General features: G+C 65.3%; 2 protein-coding genes. Both read left to right on the top strand.

Annotated elements, in window-relative coordinates; all coding sequences use genetic code 11:
- Positions 1-79: 79 nt before the first annotated feature.
- Entirely contained in the window at positions 80-12,946 is a 12,867-nt protein-coding gene (locus F2S13_RS09265) for a non-ribosomal peptide synthase/polyketide synthase (protein WP_166360185.1), read from the top strand.
- Between the two features lie 2 nt (positions 12,947-12,948).
- On the top strand, positions 12,949-22,116 hold a 9,168-nt coding region (locus F2S13_RS09260), incomplete at its 3' end, for a non-ribosomal peptide synthetase (protein ID WP_166360184.1).

The raw sequence follows: 22,116 nt of genomic DNA, 5'->3' as shown, positions 1-22,116 counted from the left end.
GGATTCCCGAAGACGACTTCGCGTTATGCAGCCGCCCGAACGGGCGCTGCTTTTAATCTATTTCCAAGTGAGTGATGTAATGAGCGTGCAAATTCCCGCGGACAGCACTTTCGTCGAACGCCTGCAACGCCTCGCCGAGCGGCAACCCACACGCACCGCGCTGCGGTTGCTGGTCGATGGCGACGACAACTGGCAGACCTGCAGCTTCGCCCAACTGGATGTACGCGCCCGTACCGTCGGCGCGGCCTTGCAGGGCAGTGCTGGTGCCGGAGAACGGGCGGTGTTGCTGTTCCCCAGTGGCCTTGACTATGTCGCGGCTTTCTTTGGTTGCCTGTACGCCGGTTGCGTCGCCGTGCCTGCCTACCCGCCGGAATCCCTCAAGCCCCAGCATCTGGAACGCTTGCTGGCGATCATCAGCGATGCCGAGCCTCGCTTCATTCTCACCGACAGCGCACTGCTGCCCGGTCTGCAAGCGTTGCAGCGCGACCAGCCAGCGCTGGCCGGCCTGGAACTGATTGCCGTCGATGTCCTCGATCCGGCCCTGGCCGGGCTGTGGCAGCGCCCGGGCATCCGTCCCGAAGACCTGGCCTTCCTGCAATACACCTCCGGTTCCACCTCGACGCCAAAAGGTGTGATGGTCGGCCATGACAACCTGATCGCCAACGAACGTGCGATTCGCAGCGGCTTCGGCATCCATGACAGCGACGTGATCGTCAGCTGGCTGCCGCTGTATCACGACATGGGGCTGATCGGCAGCCTGCTGCAGGGCATCTACAGTGGCATCGAAGTGGTGTTGATGTCGCCACGGCACTTCCTCGAACGCCCCTTGCGCTGGCTGGACGCGGTGTCTCGTTTCGGCGGCAGCGTCAGCGGCGGTCCGGATTTCGCCTTCCGCCTGTGCACCGAGCGGGTTCGCGACAGTGCCCTCGCAGGTCTTGACCTGAGTGGCTGGCGCCTGGCGTTTTCCGGCTCCGAGCCTGTGCGGCACGACACCCTGCAAGCCTTCTGCGATAAGTTCGTGCCTTATGGTTTCGACCCGCAAGCGCTGTTCCCGTGCTATGGCCTGGCCGAAGCGACCTTGTTCGTCAGCGCAGGTGTGCGCGGCGCGGGGCTGCGCGCCGAGAATTTCGTGCGCGATGACCTGGCACAGGGCCGGGCCGTGGCGGCGGAGCAGGGCGATTGCCTGATCGGTTGCGGCGGACCGGTGGCCGAGCACGAAGTGCGCATTGCCGCACCGGGCTCGCTGGCGGCCTTGGCCGATGGGCAAGTCGGCGAAATCTGCTTTGCCGGGCCGAGCGTCACCCACGGCTACTGGCGCAATCCCGAGGCCACGGCGGCGGCCTTCGTGGCAGACGGCGGGCAGACCTTCCTGCGCACTGGCGATTTGGGCTTCGTGCATGACGGCACGCTGTTCATCAGCGGCCGCAGCAAGGATTTGATCATCATCCGCGGGCACAACATCTACCCGCAGGACATCGAAAAAAACCTCGAAGATGAAATCGACCTGCTGCGCAAAGGGCGTGTGGCGGCATTCCCGGTGCAGATCGACGGTCGCGAGAGTATCGGCGTTGCCGTGGAAGTCAGTCGCTCGGTGCAGAAGCTGGTGCCGCCATCGGCGCTGTTCGCATCGATCCGCGAGTGCGTGGCGCTGGCACATCAGGAGCCGGCCAGCGTGATTCTGTTGCTGCAACCGGGCACCTTGCCCAAGACCACCAGCGGCAAGGTGCAGCGTTCGACCTGCCGCCGTTTGTGGGAATCGGGCAGCGACGACATCTATGCATCCTTTCCTGCCGATCTGGAGCCCCAGGCCAGCACCGAGCCGGCGTCGGCCTTGAGCCCGCGGGAAGCGCAGGTCGCCGCGCTCTGGCAGGACCTGTTGAAGGTCGAGCGGGTGCTGCCCGACGACAGCTTCTTTGCCCTGGGCGGTACGTCCATTCTGGCCATGCAGGGCCTGGCCCGCCTGCAGGACGAGCTCGGTATTCAACTGGAGCCGCGCCTGCTGTTCGAAGCGCCCACCTTGCGCGGCTTCGCGGCGGTGCTGGAAACGGCGCAGGCCAGCGGTCGGCCCGCGTTGCAGGCGATTAGCCGACTGCCTCGCAGCGGCGAATTGCCGTTGTCCCTGGGGCAGCGTCGCTTGTGGTTCCTTGCGCAACTGGAGCCGAACAGCAGCGCTTATCACATCGCTGCAACCTTGCACCTGCGCGGGGCGTTGAACCCTGTCGCGGTGCAGCAGGCCTTCGCCCGGTTGTTTGCCCGTCACGAAAGCCTGCGCAGCGAGTTCCCCCAGCGCGATGGCCAGCCCTGGTTGCGCTTGCTGCCCAGCGATGCCCTGCAGGTGACCTTCAGCCAATGGCCGGGCGACAGCCTTGAGCAATTGCGCGAACGCGCCGATCAGGCGATGCGTGAACCTTTCGATCTGCAGCAGGGCCCGTTGATCCGCGTGCAGGTGCTGCAGCGCGGCGCCGATGAGGCGCTGCTGCTGGTCAACCTGCACCACATCATCGCCGATGGCAGTTCCATGCAGGTGCTGATCGATGAGTTCGCCCAGCTCTACACCCATGCCTGTGTAGGCGGCGATCCACTGACTCTGCCTGCGCTGCCCGTGGGCTATGTCGATTTCGCCGAATGGCAGCGACTGCGTCTTGAGCGTGATGACGAGCAGCAACGTCAGTTGGCCTACTGGGTGGCGCGCCTGGGCGGCGAACAGCCGGTCCTGGAGTTGCCCACCGATAGCGTCGCCAAACAGCCGCGTCTGCAGGCTGCCAGTTTCAGTGTGAGCGTACCGGCCGTGTTGACCGCACAGTTGCGAGCCCTGGCACTGGCCGAGGGCAGCACCTTGTTCATGCTGTTGCTGACCTCGTTCCAGGCCTTGCTGCAACGCCTCAGCGGGCAGCGCGACATTCGCCTCGGGGTACCGGTGGCCAATCGTCCGCGCCAGGAGCTGCAGGGCGTGGTCGGCTTCTTCGTCAACACCCTGGTGCTGCGTGCCGAGGTTGATCCACAACAAAGTTTCGCTGCGCTGCTGCGCCAGTCGCGCAGTGAGGTACTGGATGCCCAGGCCCATCAGGACCTGCCGTTCGAGCAATTGGTCGACACCCTGGCGCCAGAGCGTAGCCTGGGTCACAACCCGTTGTTCCAGGTGGCGTTCAACCACCAGCAACAGGACCGCAGCGCCCTGCAATCCTTGCCGGGCCTGCAATTGCTGGGCCTGCAGCGTCTGCTGGGCGATGCCCAGTTCGACCTCAGCCTGGACAGCGAAGAACAGGCCGATGGCAGCCTGGCATTGACCTTCACCTACGCTTGCGAACGCTTCGACGAGCGCAACGTGGCGCGAATCGCCGAGCGTCTGTCGGCATTGCTGGCGCAATTGCCTGAGCAGGCTTTCCGGCCACTGGCCGAGCTGGACCTGTTGAGCGCCGATGAACAGCAACAACTGCATGCCTGGAGCCAGCCGGTCGGTGTCACCCCGAGCCGGCCGTTGGTGCACGACGCCATCAGCGAACAGGCCGCCCTGCGCCCGGACGCTATTGCCCTGGTGTGCGGCGACCGCTCGCTGACCTTCGCTGAACTGGAAAGCCGTGCCAACCAATTGGCCCATCGTCTGATCGCGCTGGGGGTAGGGCGGGAAACCCTGGTCGGCGTGGCACTGGACCGTTCGCTGGAACTGATCCTCGCGCCGTTGGCGATCATCAAGGCTGGTGGCGCGTATGTGCCACTTGACCCCGAATACCCGGCCGAACGCCTGGCCTACATGGTCAACGACTCGGGCCTGCAGCTGGTGCTGACTGATTCGTCGCTGGCTCTGGAATGGCCCGAAGGCGTGCAGGCATTGTCGCTGGACCAACTGGATATTAGTGGCGAATCTCCCGTGGTCCCGGCTGTGGCGATCGATCCGCAACAACTGGCCTACATGATCTACACCTCCGGCTCCACCGGCCAGCCCAAGGGCGTGACCGTCGAGCACGGCCCGTTGAGCATGCATTGCCGCGCCGCCGCCGAGCTGTACGACATGAGCGCCGACGACATCGCCCTGCATTTTGCCTCGATCAGCTTCGACGGCGCGGTGGAACAGTGGCTGTCGCCAATGATGTTCGGCGCCCGCCTGGTGATGCGCGGCCCGGGACTGATCTCGGCCGAGCAGAGCTACCAGACTCTGGTGGATGAGCAGGTCAGCATCGCCTATTTCCCTACCAGCTACGCCCATCAACTGGCCGAATGGGCCCTGGCCCATCCACAGGATTTAGCGCTGCGCTCGTGCACCATCGGTGGCGAAGCGGTGTCGCGGGAGACCTTCGAGCTGCTGCGCCGTGGTCTCAAGGCGCAGCGCATCATCAACGGCTACGGCCCGACTGAAACCATCGTCACCCCGACCCTGTGGCGGGCCGACGGCGATGTGGCGTGCGAGACGCCCTATGCGCCGATCGGCCACGCCGTCGGCAACCGTACCCTGTACGTGCTTGATGCCGACCTCAACTTGTTGCCGCCGGGCATGGCCGGTGAGCTGTATATCGGCGGCGAAGGCCTGGCCCGTGGTTATCACCAGCGTCCGGACCTGACTGCCGAACGCTTCGTGCCGGATCCGTTCTCGGCCACTGGCGGCCGCCTGTACCGCTCCGGCGACCGCGTGCGCTGGCTGGCCGATGGCAGCCTGGAATACCTGGGGCGCATCGACCAGCAGGTCAAGGTGCGCGGTTACCGCATCGAGCTGGGCGAGATCGAAGCCCGTCTGCAAGCCCACACCGACGTCGGTGAAGCGGTGGTGGTGCTGCGTGACAAGCGCCTGGTCGGCTATGTGGTGTCGTCCCGCGATGACAGCCTGGCCGAAGAGCTGAAGGCACAACTCAAGGACGCGCTGCCGGACTACATGGTGCCGAGCAAGATCCTGGTGCTGGAGCGGTTCCCGCTGACCCCCAATGGCAAGGTCGACCGCAAGGCGCTGCCGGAGCCGGTGTGGGAAAGCCAGAGTTATCAGGCCCCGACGACTCCAGAAGAACAAGCCCTGGCGGCGATCTGGCAACAGGTGTTGGGCCTGGAGCAGGTCGGCCTGCACGACAACTTCTTCGAGCTGGGCGGCGACTCCATCGTCTCGATCCAGGTGGTCAGCCGTGCGCGGCAGGCCGGCCTGGCGCTGACGCCGAAAGACCTGTTCCAGCATCAAACCCTGCAAGCGTTGGCACGGGTGGCCAAACCGGTGGAAGGCCAGTTGGCCATCGACCAGGGCCCGGTCAGCGGCGCGTTGCCGCTGACACCGATCCAGGCCTGGTTCTTCGAGCAGCCGATTCCCCAACGTCACCACTGGAACCAGTCGATCCTGCTCAAGGCCGCGCAACCGCTGGACAGCCAGGCGCTGAACTGCGCCTTGCAAATGCTGGTGAGCCATCACGATGCCCTACGCCTGAGCTGGCAGCAGGAAGGTGAACGCTGGACTCAGCGCCATCGCGACATCGCTGAGCAAGCGCTGTTGTGGGAACGGGAGGCGACCACCGCGGCGGAAATCACCGCCCATTGCGACGAAGCGCAAGCCAGTCTGGACCTGCAAGACGGCCCGCTGCTGCGCGCCGTGCACATCCGCCTGGCCGACGGCACAGCCCGTTTGCTGCTGGTGGTTCACCACCTGGTGGTCGACGGCGTGTCCTGGCGCATCCTGCTGGAAGACCTGCAAACGGCCTACACGGGACAACCGCTGCCGGCCAAGACCAGCGCCTACAAGCACTGGGCCGAACACCTGCAAGCCTTTGCCCAAGGCGAGGTCCTGCAAGCGGAAGTGGCGTACTGGCAACAGCAGTTGGCCGGCCCGGCCGATCAGTTCCCCGAGGACGGCACACCCGGCGCGGGCATCGAAAGCCTGACCCTGACCCTGGACAAGACCCGCACCGCGCAGCTGTTGAAAACCGCGAATGCAGCTTACCGCACGCGCATCGATGACCTGCTGCTGACGGCCCTTGCCCGCACCCTGTGCCGCTGGAACGGCCAGGCCAGCGTGCTGGTCGACCTGGAAGGCCACGGCCGCGAAGAGCTGTTCGCCGATCTTGACCTGACCCGTACCGTCGGCTGGTTCACCAGCTTGTACCCACAACGCCTGAGCAGTGTCGCGGACATCGGTGAGCACCTGAAAGCGACCAAGGAAACCTTGCGCCAAGTGCCAACCAAAGGTGTCGGCTTCGGTGCCTTGCGCTATCTGGCGGGCGCATCGCAACTGCGGGAGCTGCCCGCAGCGCAAGTGACCTTCAACTACCTCGGCCAACTGGACTCAAGCTTCGACGGGCTGTTCGAACTGGCCACGGAGTCTTCCGGGCAAGCACAAAGCGCCCAGGCACCCCTGTCCAAGCGCCTGGAAATCAATGCCCAGGTGCATGGCGCCGAGCTCAGTCTGAGCTGGCGTTTCGACGCGGCGCAGCACAGCATCGCCAGCGTGCAGGGCTTGCTGGATCACTACAGCCAGGCGCTGCACGAGGTGCTCGAGCATTGCCTGAACGCCGAGGCGGGCGGGGTGACACCCAGTGATTTCCCGCTGGCCCACTTGAGCCAGGAGCAACTGGACAGCCTGCCACCGGCGCCACGCGAGATCGAAGACATCTACCCGTTGTCGCCGCTGCAACAGGGCATGCTGTTCCACGCCCTGCAAGACAGCGCCGCGGATGCCTACTTCTATCAGCGAGGGTTCCTTATCGAAGGCACGCTGGACCAGGATGCACTGGTCGCCGCCTGGACCCGGGTCGCCGAGCGCTATCCGGTGTTGCGTACCGCCTATTACTGGGAAGAAGCCGGCACGCCGTTGCAGGTGGTGCTGCGCCACGCACGCATCGATCTGCAGGAGCACGACTGGCGCGGTCTGACCTTGGTCGAACAGCGCGGGCGTCGCCAGGCACTGCTGGACAGCGAACGTCGCGCCGGTTTCGATTTCCGTCGCGCCGGTGAAGTGCGCCTGAGCCTGTTGCGTGTCGCAACAACCCAATGGTGGCTGATCTGGAGCAACCACCATATCGCCCTGGACGGCTGGAGCATGGGCCTGATCCTGCGCGATGTACTGGGTCATTATCACGGTCACGCGGTAGCATCGGGCGCCATCGGCTCGCGGCCCTACGCTGATTACATCGGCTGGCTGCAACGGCAATCGGCAGAGGCCAATCAGGCGTTCTGGCGCGGGCAACTGGCCGGCTGGTCGGCACCGACGCCGCTGCCGGGTCGCCTCGCGAATGCCCCGGCGCAGCAAGGCTATGCCGAACTCACCAGCACCTTCGCCAGCAGCGACACCGCGCACCTGCGTGCCGCCGCCCAGCGCCTCGGGGTCACCATCAACACACTGTTACAGGGCGCCTGGGCCTTGCTGTTGGGCCACTATGCCCAGAGCCGCGACGTGCTGTTCGGCATCACCGTTTCCGGTCGAGCCTTGCCGCTGGCCGGTGTCGAAGAAATGGTCGGGCTGTTCATCAACACCTTGCCACTGCGGGTCGAGCTGCCGATGGAGCAGTCGGTGGCTACCTGGCTGCAAACCCTGCAGCGTACCAACCTGGACTTGCGCACCCTGGAGCACAGCCCACTGGCCGACGTGCAGCGCATGGCTCGCCCAAGCGACAGCGGTGAAAGCGGCGCGCTGTTCGAGAGCATTCTGGTGTTCGAGAACTACCCGCTGGACGAAGTGCTGCGCCATCAGCCGGCGGGCCTGAAGCTGAGCCTGCTCGACGACCAGGCAGCCGAAGCGGCGGCACGCGGGCGCAACAACTACCCGTTGAGCCTGATCGCCAGCCTCGACGAACAGCTGGAACTGACCTTCTCGTTCCAGCGCGGCGCCTTCACCGAGCGGCAGATCGAACGCCTGTTGCAGCAACTGCGGCAGGTGCTGGTGGCCATGGCCAATCAGCCGGAGCAGCGCCTGCAACAGCTGCCGTTGGCGCTGTCGAGCGATGCACCGCAAGCGCTGAGTGAACTGCACGGCGATACCCGTGATTTCTCGTGGGCCACCGTGCTCGACGGTTGGGTCGAACAGTTGGCCTTGAACCCCGACGCACCGGCGTTGCAGGACGAACACCAGTGCCTGAGCCGCGCGGACGTCGAAGCGGCGGCCAATCGCCTGGCCCATGCGCTGCTTGAACGCGGAGTGAGCCCGGAAACGCCGGTTGGCCTGTGTGTCGAGCCGTCAGTGGATCTGGTCATCGGCCTGCTGGGCATCCTCAAGGCCGGCGCGGTGTACGTGCCGCTGGACAGCCGCCAGCCTGCCGAACGTATCAGCGCGTTGCTCACCGGCAGCGGTGCGCCGCTGCTGCTGTGCCATGCCGCCACCCAGTCGCTGGCCGATGCCTGCGCGCATCCGGCGCTGGCACTGCACGGCTCCGAGCTGGAAAACCATGAGGCAGCTGCCCCTGTGCTGCAACTGTCCGCCGGGCAGGGCGCTTACCTGATCTACACCTCGGGCTCCACCGGGCAGCCCAAAGGCGTGCTGGTCGAGCATCGCTCGTTGGCCAACTATGTGCAGGCCGTGCTGGAACGCCTGGCGTTGCCGGCCGGTGCGAGCATGGCGCTGGTGTCCACCAGTGCCGCGGACCTGGGGCATACCCAGTTGTTCGGCGCACTGTGTAGCGGTCGCCTGTTGCATGTGCCAGGGCAGGAGCGGCGCTTCGACCCGGACCGCTTCGCCGATTACATGGCGCGCCATCAGGTCGCCGTGTTGAAAATCGTGCCCAGTCATTTGCGTGGTCTGCTGCATGCCGAACGCGCGGTCGATGTGCTGCCCAGCCATGCCTTGATCGTTGGCGGCGAAGCCTGCGACCGGTCATTGCTGGAGCGTATCCGTGCCTTGCGCCCGGACTGCCGGATCATCAACCACTACGGTCCGAGCGAAACCACGGTCGGCGTGCTGACCTGGGAACTGCCAGCCGATCACGCGACACCTGATCGACTGCCGCTGGGCCAGCCATTGGCCAACGTCGTCGCGCGGGTGCTGGACGCCGAACAACAGCTGTTGCCGGCGGGTCAACCGGGTGAGCTGTACCTGGGCGGCGGCTGCCTGGCACGTGGCTACCTGGGCCAGCCGGAGCAGACTGCGGAGCGCTTTATGGTCGCCCCGGCATTCCCCGGCGAGCGCCTGTACCGCACCGGTGACCGGGTTTGCCTGCGCGACGGCCAGCTGGAGTTTCTCGGCCGGGTCGACGATCAGGTGAAAATTCGTGGCAACCGCGTCGAGCTGGGCGAAATCACCGCCTGCCTGAGCGAGCTGCCGGGTGTGGCAGCCGCTGCCGTGCGCCTGGCCAGCCTGAACGCCGACGAACACCAGCAGCTGCTGGGTTATCTGGTGCCCTCGGCCGGTACCACGCTGGACCTCGACAGCCTGCGCGAAAGCCTGGTGCAGCGCCTGCCGGACTATCTGGTACCCGCACGTCTGCTGCTGCTCGAGCGTCTGCCCTTGAACGCCAACGGCAAGCTCGATCGCCATGCCTTGCCGCCGCTCGCGGCGCCGGTTGAAATGAGCGCTGCACCAAATTTCGCCGCACCTCAAGGCGAGCAGGAAATCCTCCTGGCCGAGATCTGGCAAGCGGTGCTCAAGTGCGACAAGGTTGGCCGCGACGACAATTTCTTCGAACTGGGCGGCGACTCGATCCTGAGCCTGCAAATCATTGCCCGCGCCAGAAAGCGTGGCCTGAAGCTGACGCCCAAGCAGTTGTTCGCCACACCGACCATTGCTGCACTGGCGGCAATGCAACACGCGCAGGTCGTGACGGTGGCACCTGCGGCACCGCGTATTCCCCGCTTGCCGCGCAACGGCGCCTTGCCGCTGTCCCTGGCGCAACAGCGCCTGTGGTTCCTCGCGCAACTGGAACCGCAAAGCAGCGCCTACACCATCGCCGGTGCCTTGCAGTTGAATGGCGATCTGGACCGCGACGCCTTGCGCCAGGCCTTTGCCCAATTGGCCGAGCGTCATGAAATGCTGCGTGCGGCGTTCTTCGCCGAAGCGGGGCAGCCGCGACTGCGGATCGTCGCCGGGCGCAGGCCGCTGTGGCACGACTTCGACATGAATGACGTACCGGCCGAGCAACGCCTGGCGGCCGTCCGTCAGCTGGGCGCCGATGAAATTGCCCGCCCGTTCGATCTGGAGCACGAGCCGCTGCTGCGCGTCACCCTGATGCAGCTTGAACAGGATAAGCACGTCTTGCTGGTGTGCCTGCACCACCTGATCGCCGATGGTTGGTCCATGGCGTTGTTGATGGACGAACTGGGCGAGTGTTACGCCGCCACCAAGGCTGGCCGGCCTGCGCAGTTGCCGGCGCTGGCGTGCGATTACGTCGATTACGCCGCCTGGCAGCGCAACCGACTGGAAGGCGGTGAGTTGCAACGCCAACTGGATTACTGGACCGCGCAGCTGGAAGAGGCGGGCGAGCCGTTGGCCCTGCCGTATGACCGAGCCCGTCCGGAGCAGTCCGATGGGCGCGGTGCCAGCCATGGCTTTGCCCTGGACAGCAAGCTGCTGGGTGATCTGCGCCACACTGCCCAGGCCAGTGGCTGCACCTTGTTCCATGTGCTGCTGGCCGGTTTCGGCCTGTTGCTGCAGCGCTACAGCGGCCAGCAGGATGTGCGCATCGGTTTGCCGGTCAGTGGGCGCGAACAGGGCGAAAGCCAGGGGCTGGTGGGTTGCCTGATCAACACCCTGGTGCTGCGCTTGCAGCTGGCCGGCGTGCAATCGGTCGGCGAATTGCTGGGCCAGGCCCGTGACGTCACCCTCAACGCCCAGGCCCACGCCGACGTGCCGTTCGAGCAACTGGTGGAGAAGCTGGTCAGCCAGCGCACGCCAGGGACGCATCCTCTGTTCCAGGTGTTGTTCAACCACCAGCGCCGCGATATCTCCGGGCTGGCACAACGCAGCGGGCTGGGCTTCGAACGCCTGGAACTGACCGAGCGCAGTGCCCAGTTCGACCTGGTACTGGATACCGAAGAAGACGCCGACGGCGCTGTGCAGGTGCGCTTGCTCTATGCCGCCGAACGCTTCGAGCCTGCGACCATCGAGCTTCTGGCGGCGCACTGGCAGCAGCTCCTCAAGCAACTGGTGGCCGGTAGCGAGACCGCACTGGGCCGCGTTCAACTCAACAGTGCTGCAGAGCTGCAGCAACTGGCCCAGTGGAGCGCAGTGCAGCAGAGCTTCCCCGACTTCGTGCCAGTGTCGACGCGCATCGCCACCCAGGCCGCCTTGCGTCCTGACGCCGCGGCGATCAGTCATCAGGGCGTCAGCGTCAGTTACGCCGAACTGGAACAGCGCGCCAACCAACTGGCCCATCGTTTGATCGGGCTGGGCGTCGGCACCGACGTGCTGGTGGGCGTGGCCCTGCCGCGTTCGCCGGAGCTGATCGTGGCCTTGCTCGCCGTGCTCAAGGCCGGCGGCGCCTACGTGCCGCTGGACCCGGACTACCCGGCCGAGCGTCTGGCCTATATGGTCGAGGACTCGGGGCTGCAGCAGGTGATCAGCCTGTCCAGCCTCGATCTGCAGTTGCCGGTGCAGGTGCTGGCGCTGGATACCCTCGACCTGTCCGCCGAACCGCTCAGCGCGCCAGGGGTGGCGATCGATCCGGAGCAACTGGCCTATGTGATCTACACCTCGGGTTCGACCGGCAAGCCGAAGGGCGCGCAGTTGACCCAGCGCAACGTCGAGCGTTTGTTCCAGGCCACCCAGGGCGATTTCGGCTTCAACGAAGACGACGTCTGGACCCTGTTCCACTCCTACGCCTTCGACTTCTCGGTGTGGGAGATTTTCGGGGCGCTGGTCCATGGTGGCCGTCTGGTGATCGTGCCGTACTTCACCAGCCGTTCGCCGGAAGACTTCCTCGCGCTGCTGGCCGAGGAGGGCGTGACGGTGTTGAACCAGACGCCGTCGGCGTTCCGCCAATTGACCCACCTGGCCCAGAAAAACGCGGCCGAACTGGCCCTGCGCTACGTGATCTTCGGTGGCGAAGCCCTGGAACTGGAAGCCCTGCGGCCCTGGTTCGAGCGTTACGGCGACCGCCAGCCGCAGCTGATCAACATGTACGGCATCACCGAAACCACGGTGCACGTGACCTACCGGGAAATCACCTGGCAGGACCTGGCGCACAGTGGCCCGAGTCCGATCGGCCGGCCATTGGCCGACCTCAGCCTGCACGTGCTGGACGCCGACTTGAACCCGCAGCCGGTGGGCATTGCCGGTGAGCTGTACGTGGGTGGCGCCGGTCTGGCGCGGGGTTACCTGAACCGTCCCGAGCTGACCTCCGAACGCTTCATCGCCAGTCCGTTCGATGCGCAGCAACGCCTGTATCGCAGCGGCGACCTGGCGCGGCGCACGGCTGACGGTGGCCTGGAGTACCTGGGGCGGATCGACCAGCAGGTGAAGATCCGCGGCTTCCGCATCGAGCTGGGTGAAATCGAAGCCCAGTTGCAGAGCCATCCGCAGGTCAGCGAAGCGGCGGTGCTGGTCAAGGACGGCGCCGGTGGTCAGCGTCTGGTCGGTTATGTGGCCAGTGCGGACCCGGCGATTCAGGACAGCCTCAAGGCGCACCTGCACGAGCGTCTGCCGGAGTACATGGTGCCGGCACAGATCGTGGTGCTGGCCACCTTGCCGCTGACGGTCAACGGCAAGCTCGACCGCCGTGCACTGCCGGAGCCGGAGGCTGCCGCAGGCCGCGAATATCGCGCGCCGCAGACGGAAACCGAGCAGGCCGTCGCCGGCATCTGGGCCGAGCTGTTGGGCGCCCCGCGGGTGGGTCTGGACGATGACTTCTTTGAACTGGGCGGCCACTCGCTGCTGGCGACCCAGGTGATTTCCCGCGTGCAACAGCAGCTGGGCACCCAGGTTGCACTGCGCGAGCTTTTCGAGGCCACCACCCTGACGCGTTTCTGCGCGCAGGTCGATGCCAGCCGTGGCCAGGCGTTGAACGCCGACACTGCGAGCCGGATGGCGGCACTTCTCACCGATTTGGAGATTGACTGAACATGCTTGACCAGACTGTCGCGCTAGAACTGGCACAGCGCTTCATGGCGCTGCCCGGCGAGAAACGTCGCGTATTCTTCCAGCGTTTGGGTGAACAGAACCTCAACCTCAACCTCAACCTGCTGCCGATCCCTGCCGGGATCGGTGCACAGAGCGCAGTGTTGTCCTACTCGCAGCAGCGCCTGTGGTTCCTCGCGCAATTGATGCCCGAGAGCAGCGCCTACAACATCGCCGGCTCCCTGCGCCTGACCGGCGCACTGGATCGCGCCGCGCTGCAACGTGCGTTCGCGCTGATCGTCGCCCGTCACGAAACCCTGCGCAGCCGTATTCAGCGGAGTGCCGATGATCAACCGCAACTGACGGTACTCCCTGCGCAAACGCTGGACATCCGCGAACAGGACCTGCGCGATCTGCCCGCACAGCAGCGCGAAAGTGCAGCCCGTGACGCGGCCACCGCCGAAGCGCAGATCCCCTTCGACCTGCAACACGACGCCTTGCTGCGGGTCGGCTTGCTGCGTCTGGCCGATGATGAGCATGTGCTGCTGGTAACCCTGCACCACATCATCGCCGACGGTTGGTCGATGAAGGTACTGATCGAAGAATTCGCCAAAGCCTACGCAGCGTTCAGCGCGGGCGGCGAGCCTGCGTTCGCACCCTTGCCGATCCAGTACCGCGACTACGCATTGTGGCAGCGCAGCTGGCTGGAAGCGGGCGAACAGGACCGCCAGCTGGCTTACTGGCGGCAACAACTGGGTGAGCGCCAGCCGGTGCTGGAACTGCCCGCCGACCACCCGCGCCCGGCTCTGCGCGATTACCGTGGCAGCAAGTACGGGCTAGTTGTGCCGGCCCCTGTCAGCGACGAGCTTCGCCAGTTTGCCCAGCGCCAGGGCTGCACACTGTTCCAGGTGCTGCTCGGTGCCTTCCAGGTGCTGTTGTATCGCTACAGCGGCCAGCGTGACCTGCGCATCGGCGTGCCCATCGCCAACCGTCAGCGTCTGGAGTGCGAAGGGCTGATCGGTTTCTTCGTCAACACCCAGGTGCTGCGCAGCGAAGTGGCGGGCGACATGGGTTTCGCCCACCTGCTCGATCAGGTCAAGCAAGCGGCCCTTGGCGCGCAGGCCCATCAGGACCTGCCTTTCGAACAACTGGTCGAAGCCCTGCAACCGGAGCGCAGCCTGAGCCACAACCCGCTGTTCCAGGTGATGTTCAACCATCAACGTCGCGACCTCGATGCCCTGGCCCAACTGCCCGGGCTGCGTGTCGAGCCGTTCGAGCGCGAAAGCCGCAACGCGCAATTCGACCTCAACCTGGACAGTGAAGAAGACAGCGCAGGCGTCCTGCGCCTGACCTTCGGCTACGCCACGGATCTGTTCGACGCCGTCAGCATCCAGCAGATCGGCCGGCATTTCCTGCGCTTGCTGCAGGTGCTGCCGCAGGTGTCGGACATGGCCCTGGACGCCGTGCCGTTGCTCGATGACGAGGAGCGGCGCGGTCTGCTGGCCATGGCCAACAACACCCGGGCTTTCCCTGAGCTGACGCCGGTCCACCGCCTGATCGAAACCTGCACCGCCCGTTGCGGTGACGCACCGGCACTGGTGGCCAATGGCGAAACCCTGAGCTACGCCGAACTGGAACAACGGGCCAATCGTCTCGCTCATCGACTGCTGGCATTGGGCGTCGGTGCCGACGCTCGGGTTGGCGTCTCGCTGGAGCGCTCGCCAAACCTGCTGGTGGCGTTGCTTGCCGTACTCAAGGCCGGTGGCGCTTATGTGCCGCTGGACCCCGAATTCCCGGCTGGCCGACTGGCGTACATGATCGAGGACTCGGGCCTGGAACTGCTGCTCACCAGCACCGGGGTTGCCGAACGCCTGAACCTGGCAGCGAATATCCAGGCCCTGTGCCTGGATACCCTCGACCTTGGCGCCGAGGCCAGCACCGCTCCGAACATCGCGGTAGACGCGCAGCAGTTGGCTTACGTGATCTACACCTCGGGCTCCACCGGCAAGCCCAAGGGCGTGATGGTCCGCCATGGCGCGCTGAGCAACTTCCTGCAGTCGATGGCCGAGGCGCCGGGTATCGCTGCCGGCCAGTCCTGGCTGGCCGTGACCTCGTTGTCGTTCGACATTGCCGCGCTGGAGCTGTACCTGCCACTGACCCGCGGTGCCTGCGTATTGCTGGCCAGTGCCGAGCAGGCCCGTGACGGCCTGGCGCTGCAAGCCGGCCTGGAAAAGGCCGATGTCATGCAGGCGACCCCGGCCACCTGGCGTATCCTGCTGGAGAGCGGCTGGCAGCCGACGTTGCGCCACACGCTGATCTGCGGCGGTGAAGCCTTGCCGCGCGATCTTGCCGAAGCGCTGGGCAGCAACGGTGCCCGGTTGTGGAACCTGTACGGCCCGACTGAAACCACGATCTGGTCCACTGCGCAGGCGATGAGCGCCGTCAGCGCGGCAAACCAGCCCATTGGTCGGCCTATCGCCGCGACCTCGACCCATGTGCTCGATGCCCGCCTTGAGCCGGTCGCGGTCGGCATCACCGGCGAACTCTACATCGGTGGCACGGGCCTGGCCCGGGGTTACCATCAGCGCCCGGACCTGACCGCCGAGCGTTTCGTGCCGGACCCCTTCGGTGAGTCGGGTGCGCGTTTGTACCGCACCGGCGACCTGGTGCGCTGGCGTCGCGACGGCGCCCTGGAGTACCTCGGGCGGATCGACCATCAGGTCAAGGTGCGTGGTTTCCGTATCGAGCTGGGTGAAATCGAAGCGCAACTGTTGGCCAACGCCGAAGTTCGCGCGGCCGTGGTGCTGGCCCGCGAAGCGGCCGGTGGCACGCGCCTGGTCGGTTACGTGGCGGCGACCGACAGCGACACGCTGGCCGAAACCCTGAAGGCCGAACTGCGCCGCAGCCTGCCCGAGTACATGGTGCCGGCGCAGATCGTTGTGCTGGCCCAACTGCCGTTGACGCCCAATGGCAAAATCGACCGCCTGGCCTTGCCCGAACCGACCTGGCAGACCCGGGTATGGCGCGCTGCCGAGAACGAGCCGGCGATCAGCCTGGCCTCGATCTGGGCGCAGGTGCTGGGCGCCCCACGGGTAGGGCTGGACGATAACTTCTTCGAACTGGGCGGTCATTCGTTGCTGGCAACCCAGGTGATCAGCCGTATTCGTCAGCAGCTGAATATCGAAGTGCCGTTGCGCAGCTTGTTCGAAGCCGCTGACCTGTCGGGCTTCGCCATGGCCGTGGCGCAGTTGCCGGCGCAGGTTGCCGCGTTGGCTCCTTTGCGCGCCGAGTCTCGGCCACAGGTATTGCCGTTGTCGGCGGCGCAACAGCGCCTGTGGTTCCTCGCGCAGTTGGAGCCTTCCAGCTCCGCCTACAACATTCCGGCCGCGCTGCAACTGCAGGGCGAGCTGGATCACCGCGCCCTGCAACAGGCGTTCGACGCGTTGGTCGCGCGCCATGAAAGCCTGCGCACGCGTTTCGTCCAGAATGCAGATGGCCAGCCAGAGCAAGTGATCGAGCCCGCCGCGCCGCTGTCCATCACTCAGGTATCGCTGCACGGTCACTCGCTCGCCGCAGCACTGGAAGAAGCGCGCCGCGAAGCCCTGCGTCCGTTCGACCTTGTCAGCGGCCCACTGTTGCGTGTCACGCTGTTGGAACTGGCGGTCGACCGTTGGGTGTTGCTGGTGACCTTGCATCACATCGTCACCGACGGTGGGTCGATGAGCATTCTGATCGACGAATTCGCCGAACTGTACCGCGCCGCCATCGATAACCGCGCCGCGCAATTGCCTGCGCTGACCTTGCAGTATGCCGACTACGCCTTGTGGCAGCAGCAGTGGCTGGACGGCCCGCAACTCGCCGAGCAACTGGCGTACTGGCGCGGGATGCTGGGCGGCGAGCAACCGCTGCTGGAGTTGCCCCTGGACCATCCGCGCCCGGCAATGCCGAGCTTGCGCGGTGCCAGGCATGTATTGACCTTGCCGCCCGCTTTCAGCGCACGCCTGCGCGAGTTGGCCGGGCAACGTGGGGCGTCGGTGTTCCAGGTGCTGCTGGCGGCCTACGCCTGGTTGCTTTACCGGCACAGTGGCCAGCGTGACCTGCGCATCGGCATCCCTCAAGCCAACCGTAATCGGCTGGAGATCGAAAGCCTGATCGGTTTCTTCGTGAATACCCAGGTGCTGCGCATCGAAGTCGATGGCAGCGAAGATTTTGAGCAATTGCTGCAACAAGTCACTGCCCGCAGCCTCGAGGCCCAGGCCAATCAGGACCTGCCGTTCGAACGTCTGGTGGAGGTGCTGCAACCGGAGCGCAGCCTCAGCCGCACACCGCTGTTCCAGGTGATGTTCAACCACCAGCGCGAATCCTCCCGTGGGCTCGGGCAGCTACCGGGGCTGAGCGCCGAAGTACTGCCCAACAGTCAGGGCAATGCACAATTCGAACTGATTCTGGACAGCCTCGAGGCGGCGGATGGCTCGTTGCAGCTGAGCTTTACCTATGCCGTCGAACTGTTCGAGGCCAGCAGCATTGCGCGCCTGGGTGAGCGCTTCGAACGCCTGCTCGAGCAACTGCAGGCCCAACCCCGTGCACCGCTGGCGATGCTGGACCTGCAACTGCCGGCCGAGCGCCAGTCCATTGCAGTCGACAACCGTTACGTCCATGCACTGCCGATCCATCAGCGCATCGCGCAACAAGCGGCCGAGCGTCCGGATGCGGTGGCGCTGGTGTGGGACGAGCAGGGTGAGCGTCTGCACATGAGCTTTGCCGAGCTGGACGTTCGCAGCAATCAACTGGCCCACCGCTTGCTGCGCGATGGCCTGCAAGCGGAACAACCTGTAGGCGTGTTGTTGCAGCGCACGCCGCAGTTGTTGATCGCCTTGCTGGCAGTGCTCAAGGCCGGAGGTGCCTATGTGCCGCTGGACCCTGAATTGCCTGCCGAGCGCCTGGCAGTCATGGTCCATGAAGGCGGATTGCAGCGGGTGCTGGGCGAGTCGGCCACCGAGGCGAGCCTGCCGACAGGAGTCCCGGCATTATTGCTGGACCGTCTGGACCTGCAGTACGAAACCAACAGCCTGCCCACTGTCGAGCTGCATCCGCAGCAGTTGGCCTACCTGATCTACACCTCCGGTTCCACCGGCAAGCCCAAGGCCGTGGCCGTCAGCCATGGCGCCCTGGCCGGACACCTGGCCGCGATGCAGGACATTTACCAGGCGACCCCCGGCGATGCGATGCTGCTGTTCGCGTCGCTGGGCTTCGATGCGGCCGCCGAGCAGTGGCTGTTGCCGCTGGCCGCCGGGGCACGGGTGGTGATTCGTGGTCAGGCGTTGTGGGGCATCGAGCGTCTGCTGGAGGTGCTGGACAGCGAGCGGGTCAGCCTGCTGGACTTGCCGCCGTCCTATGCCCAGCAACTGGGCGATGCCCTGCGTCGTCAACCCCGTGCGCTGGCGGTTCGCCTCTGCACCCTGGGCGGCGAAGCGGTGCCCACGGAAACCCTGGCACTGCTCCAGCAAACCCTGGGCTGCCAGCTGATCAACGGTTATGGCCCGACCGAGTGCGTGATCACGCCGCTGCTGTGGCAGGTCGATGGGCGCGCCTCGGCACTGCCTTACGCGCCATTGGGCGATGTGGTGGGGGCGCGCCAGGCGCATATTCTCGATGCCGATCTCAACCCGGTGCCAACCGGCGTGATCGGCGAGCTGTACATCGGTGGTGAAGGCCTTGCGCGTGGTTATTACCAGCGTGCCGACCTGACCGCCGAACGTTTCATCCCCGATCCGTTCTCGGCCATCGGTGGTCGTCTGTACCGCACCGGCGATCGTGTGTGCCGTCGTCATGACGGGCAACTGGAATACCTGGGCCGTATCGACCAGCAGGTCAAACTGCGCGGCTACCGTATCGAGCTGGGTGAAATCGAAGCCTGTCTGCTGGCCCATGCCGCCGTCAGCGAAGCCCTGGTGCTGGTCAATGGCAAGCATCTGGTGGGTTATGTGGTCGCGACGGCTGATGAGGTGTTGGCTCAAACGCTGCTGATCGAGCTGAAACAGCAACTGCCGGACTACATGGTGCCGAGCAGGATCATGCTGCTGGAGCGTTTCCCATTGACGCCCAATGGCAAAATCGACCGCAAGGCCCTGCCGGAGCCGGTATGGGAAAGCCAGGCCTATCAGGCCCCGACGACTCTGGAAGAACAAACTCTGGCAGCGATCTGGCAACAGGTGCTGGGCCTGGAGCAGGTCGGCCTGCACGACAACTTCTTCGAGCTGGGCGGTGACTCCATCGTCTCGATCCAGGTGGTCAGCCGCGCGCGCCAGGCCGGTCTGGCGCTGACGCCCAAGGACCTGTTCCAACACCAGACCCTGCAAGCCCTGGCGCGTGTGGCCCAGCCAGTCGTCGGTCAGTTGGCCATCGACCAGGGCCCGGTGAGCGGCGAGTTGCCGTTGACGCCGATCCAGGCCTGGTTCTTCGAGCAACCGATCCCCCAGCGTCACCACTGGAACCAGTCGGTGCTGCTCAAGGCTGACCAACCGCTGGACAGCCACGCGCTGAACAGCGCCTTGCAAGCGCTGGTGAGTCACCACGATGCGTTGCGCCTGAGCTGGCAGCAGCAGGGGAGCAGTTGGACCCAAAGTCATCGCGATATCAGTGAGCAACCGCTGCTGTGGGAGCATGAGGCTACGACGGCTGAAGAGGTCACGGCCATCTGTGCCGAGGCCCAGGCCAGTCTCGATCTGCACAAGGGGCCGTTGCTGCGCGCCGTGCACATCCGTGTGAGCGACGGTAGCGCCCGTTTGCTGCTGGTGGTTCATCACCTGGCGGTCGATGGTGTGTCCTGGCGTATCCTGCTGGAAGATCTGCAGCGGACCTACGCCGGCCAACCCTTGCCGGCCAAGACCAGCGCCTACAAGCACTGGGCCGAACACCTGCAGGCCTTTGCCCAAGGCGAGGTGCTGCAAGCGGAAGTGGAGTACTGGCAACAGCAGTTGGCCGGCCCGGCCGACCCGTTCCCGCAGGACGGCACACCGGGTGCGGGCATCGAAAGCCTGACCCTGAGCCTGGATAAGACCCGCACCGCGCAGCTGTTGAAACAGGCGAACGCAGCCTACCGCACGCGTATCGATGACCTGCTGCTGACTGCCCTGGCGCGCACCCTGTGCCGCTGGAGCGGCCAGGACAGTGTGCTGATCGATCTGGAAGGTCACGGCCGTGAAGAGCTGTTCGCAGGCCTCGACCTGACCCGCACCGTCGGCTGGTTCACCAGCCTGTACCCGGTACGCCTGAGCGCTCAAGGTGATCTCGCTACTGCGTTGAAGGCCACCAAGGAAACCCTGCGCCAGGTGCCGCACAAGGGTGTCGGTTACGGCGCCTTGCGTTACCTGGCAACCCAGTCACCACTTGGCCAGTTGCCCGCAGCGCAAGTCACCTTCAACTACCTGGGCCAGTTCGACACCAGCTTCGGTGCCGACGACCTGCTGCGCCCGGCCAGTGAGTCGGTGGGGCCGGAGCAGGGCAAGGGGACCCCCGCATTGGTGGGCCTGGAAATCAACGGTCAGGTCTATGCCGGTGAACTGCGCCTGAGCTGGCGCTTCGACAGTGCCCGTTTCAGCAGCACTCAGCTGCAAGCGTTGCTGGACGAATACCAGCGCGAGCTCGACAGCCTGCTCGATCACTGCCTGAGCCCTGCGGCCAGCGGTGTGACGCCGAGTGATTTCCCCCTGGCGCAACTGACCCAGGCGCAACTCGATGGCCTGGCGTTGGTGCCGCGCGAGATCGAAGACATCTACCCACTGTCACCGATGCAGCAGGGGTTATTGTTCCATTCACTGTATGCGCCGCAAGCCGGCACCTACATCAACCAGTTGTGCGTCGATATCGACGGCCTGGACGTCGAACGTTTCCGCGCTGCCTGGCAGGCCGCGCTGGAGCGTCACGCCATCCTGCGTACCGGTTTTGCCTGGCAGGAGCTGGCGGTGCCGGTGCAAGTGGTGCAGCGCCAGCTGCGGGTGCCGATGGAAGTGCTCGACTGGCGCGAACGCGCCGTGGATGACCAGGCGCTGGTTCAATTGGCGAGCGAAGAACACGCCCGTGGTTTCAATTTGCAGCAAGCGCCTTTGCTGCGCCTGTGCCTGGTGCGCGTCAGTGCCCAGCGTCACCGGTTGATCTGGACCAGTCACCACCTGTTGCTCGACGGTTGGAGCAACGCTCAGCTTATTGGCGAAGTGCTCAGCCACTACGCCGACCCGCTGGCGTTGCAACCGGTCAAAGGCGGCTTCCGTCAGTACATTGATTGGCTGCAAGACCAGGACGCAGCAGTCAGTGAAACCTTCTGGCGCGAGCGCCTGGCTCAACTGGACGAACCCTGCCTGCTGGCCAGTGCCGTCATCCAGAGCCAGGACAGCGGTTACGCTCAGCGCAAGCTGGCCCTGGCCGAAGACGAAATGCGCCGTCTGCGCGAATTCGCCCAGCAGCAGCGCATCACCCTCAACACCCTGGTGCAGGGCGCGTGGTTGCTGTTGCTGCAGCGCTATACCGGTCTGGACAGCGTGTGCGCCGGCGTCACCGTCGCCGGGCGGCCCACGCAGCTGGAAGGTGCCGAGTCCTGGCTGGGGTTGTTCATCAACACCTTGCCGGTGATTCAGCGGCCGCTCGCCGAACAGGCCGTGGGCGATTATTTACGCGCCCTGCAGGCGGACAACCTGGCCCTGCGCGAGCACGAGCACACGCCGCTGTACGCGATTCAGGGCTGGGCCGGACAGGGCGGGCAAGCGCAGTTCGATACCCTGGTGGTGTTCGAGAACTACCCTGTGGACCAGGCCTTGCGTCAGCGTCAGGACCAGGCGTTGCAGTTCGGCACCATCGAGCAGTTGGAAATGACCAACTACCCGTTGGCCCTGACCGTCAACCTCGGCGAGTCCCTGGAGCTGGCCTGCAGCCATGATCGCGGGGCGTTCGATGACGCCGCCGTACAGCGCTTGCTGGCGCAGTTGCGCCGCTTGATGAGTGAAATGGCTGCCAATACTGCGCAAACCCTGGGGCGTCTGGACTTGAACGAGCCCGAGGCGCGTCAGCAACTGGCCCAGTGGAGTGCAGTGCAGCAAAGCTTCCCGGATTTCGTGCCAGTGTCGACGCGCATCGCCACCCAGGCCGCCTGGCGTCCTGACGCCGTGGCGATCAGTCAT

It is taken from the genome of Pseudomonas akapageensis (genome assembly GCF_011355085.1).
GTDB classification, from domain to species: Bacteria; Pseudomonadota; Gammaproteobacteria; order Pseudomonadales; family Pseudomonadaceae; genus Aquipseudomonas; species Aquipseudomonas akapageensis.
The sequence above is the reverse complement of the archived record's forward strand: the minus strand, read 5'-3'. Positions and strand labels throughout refer to the sequence as shown.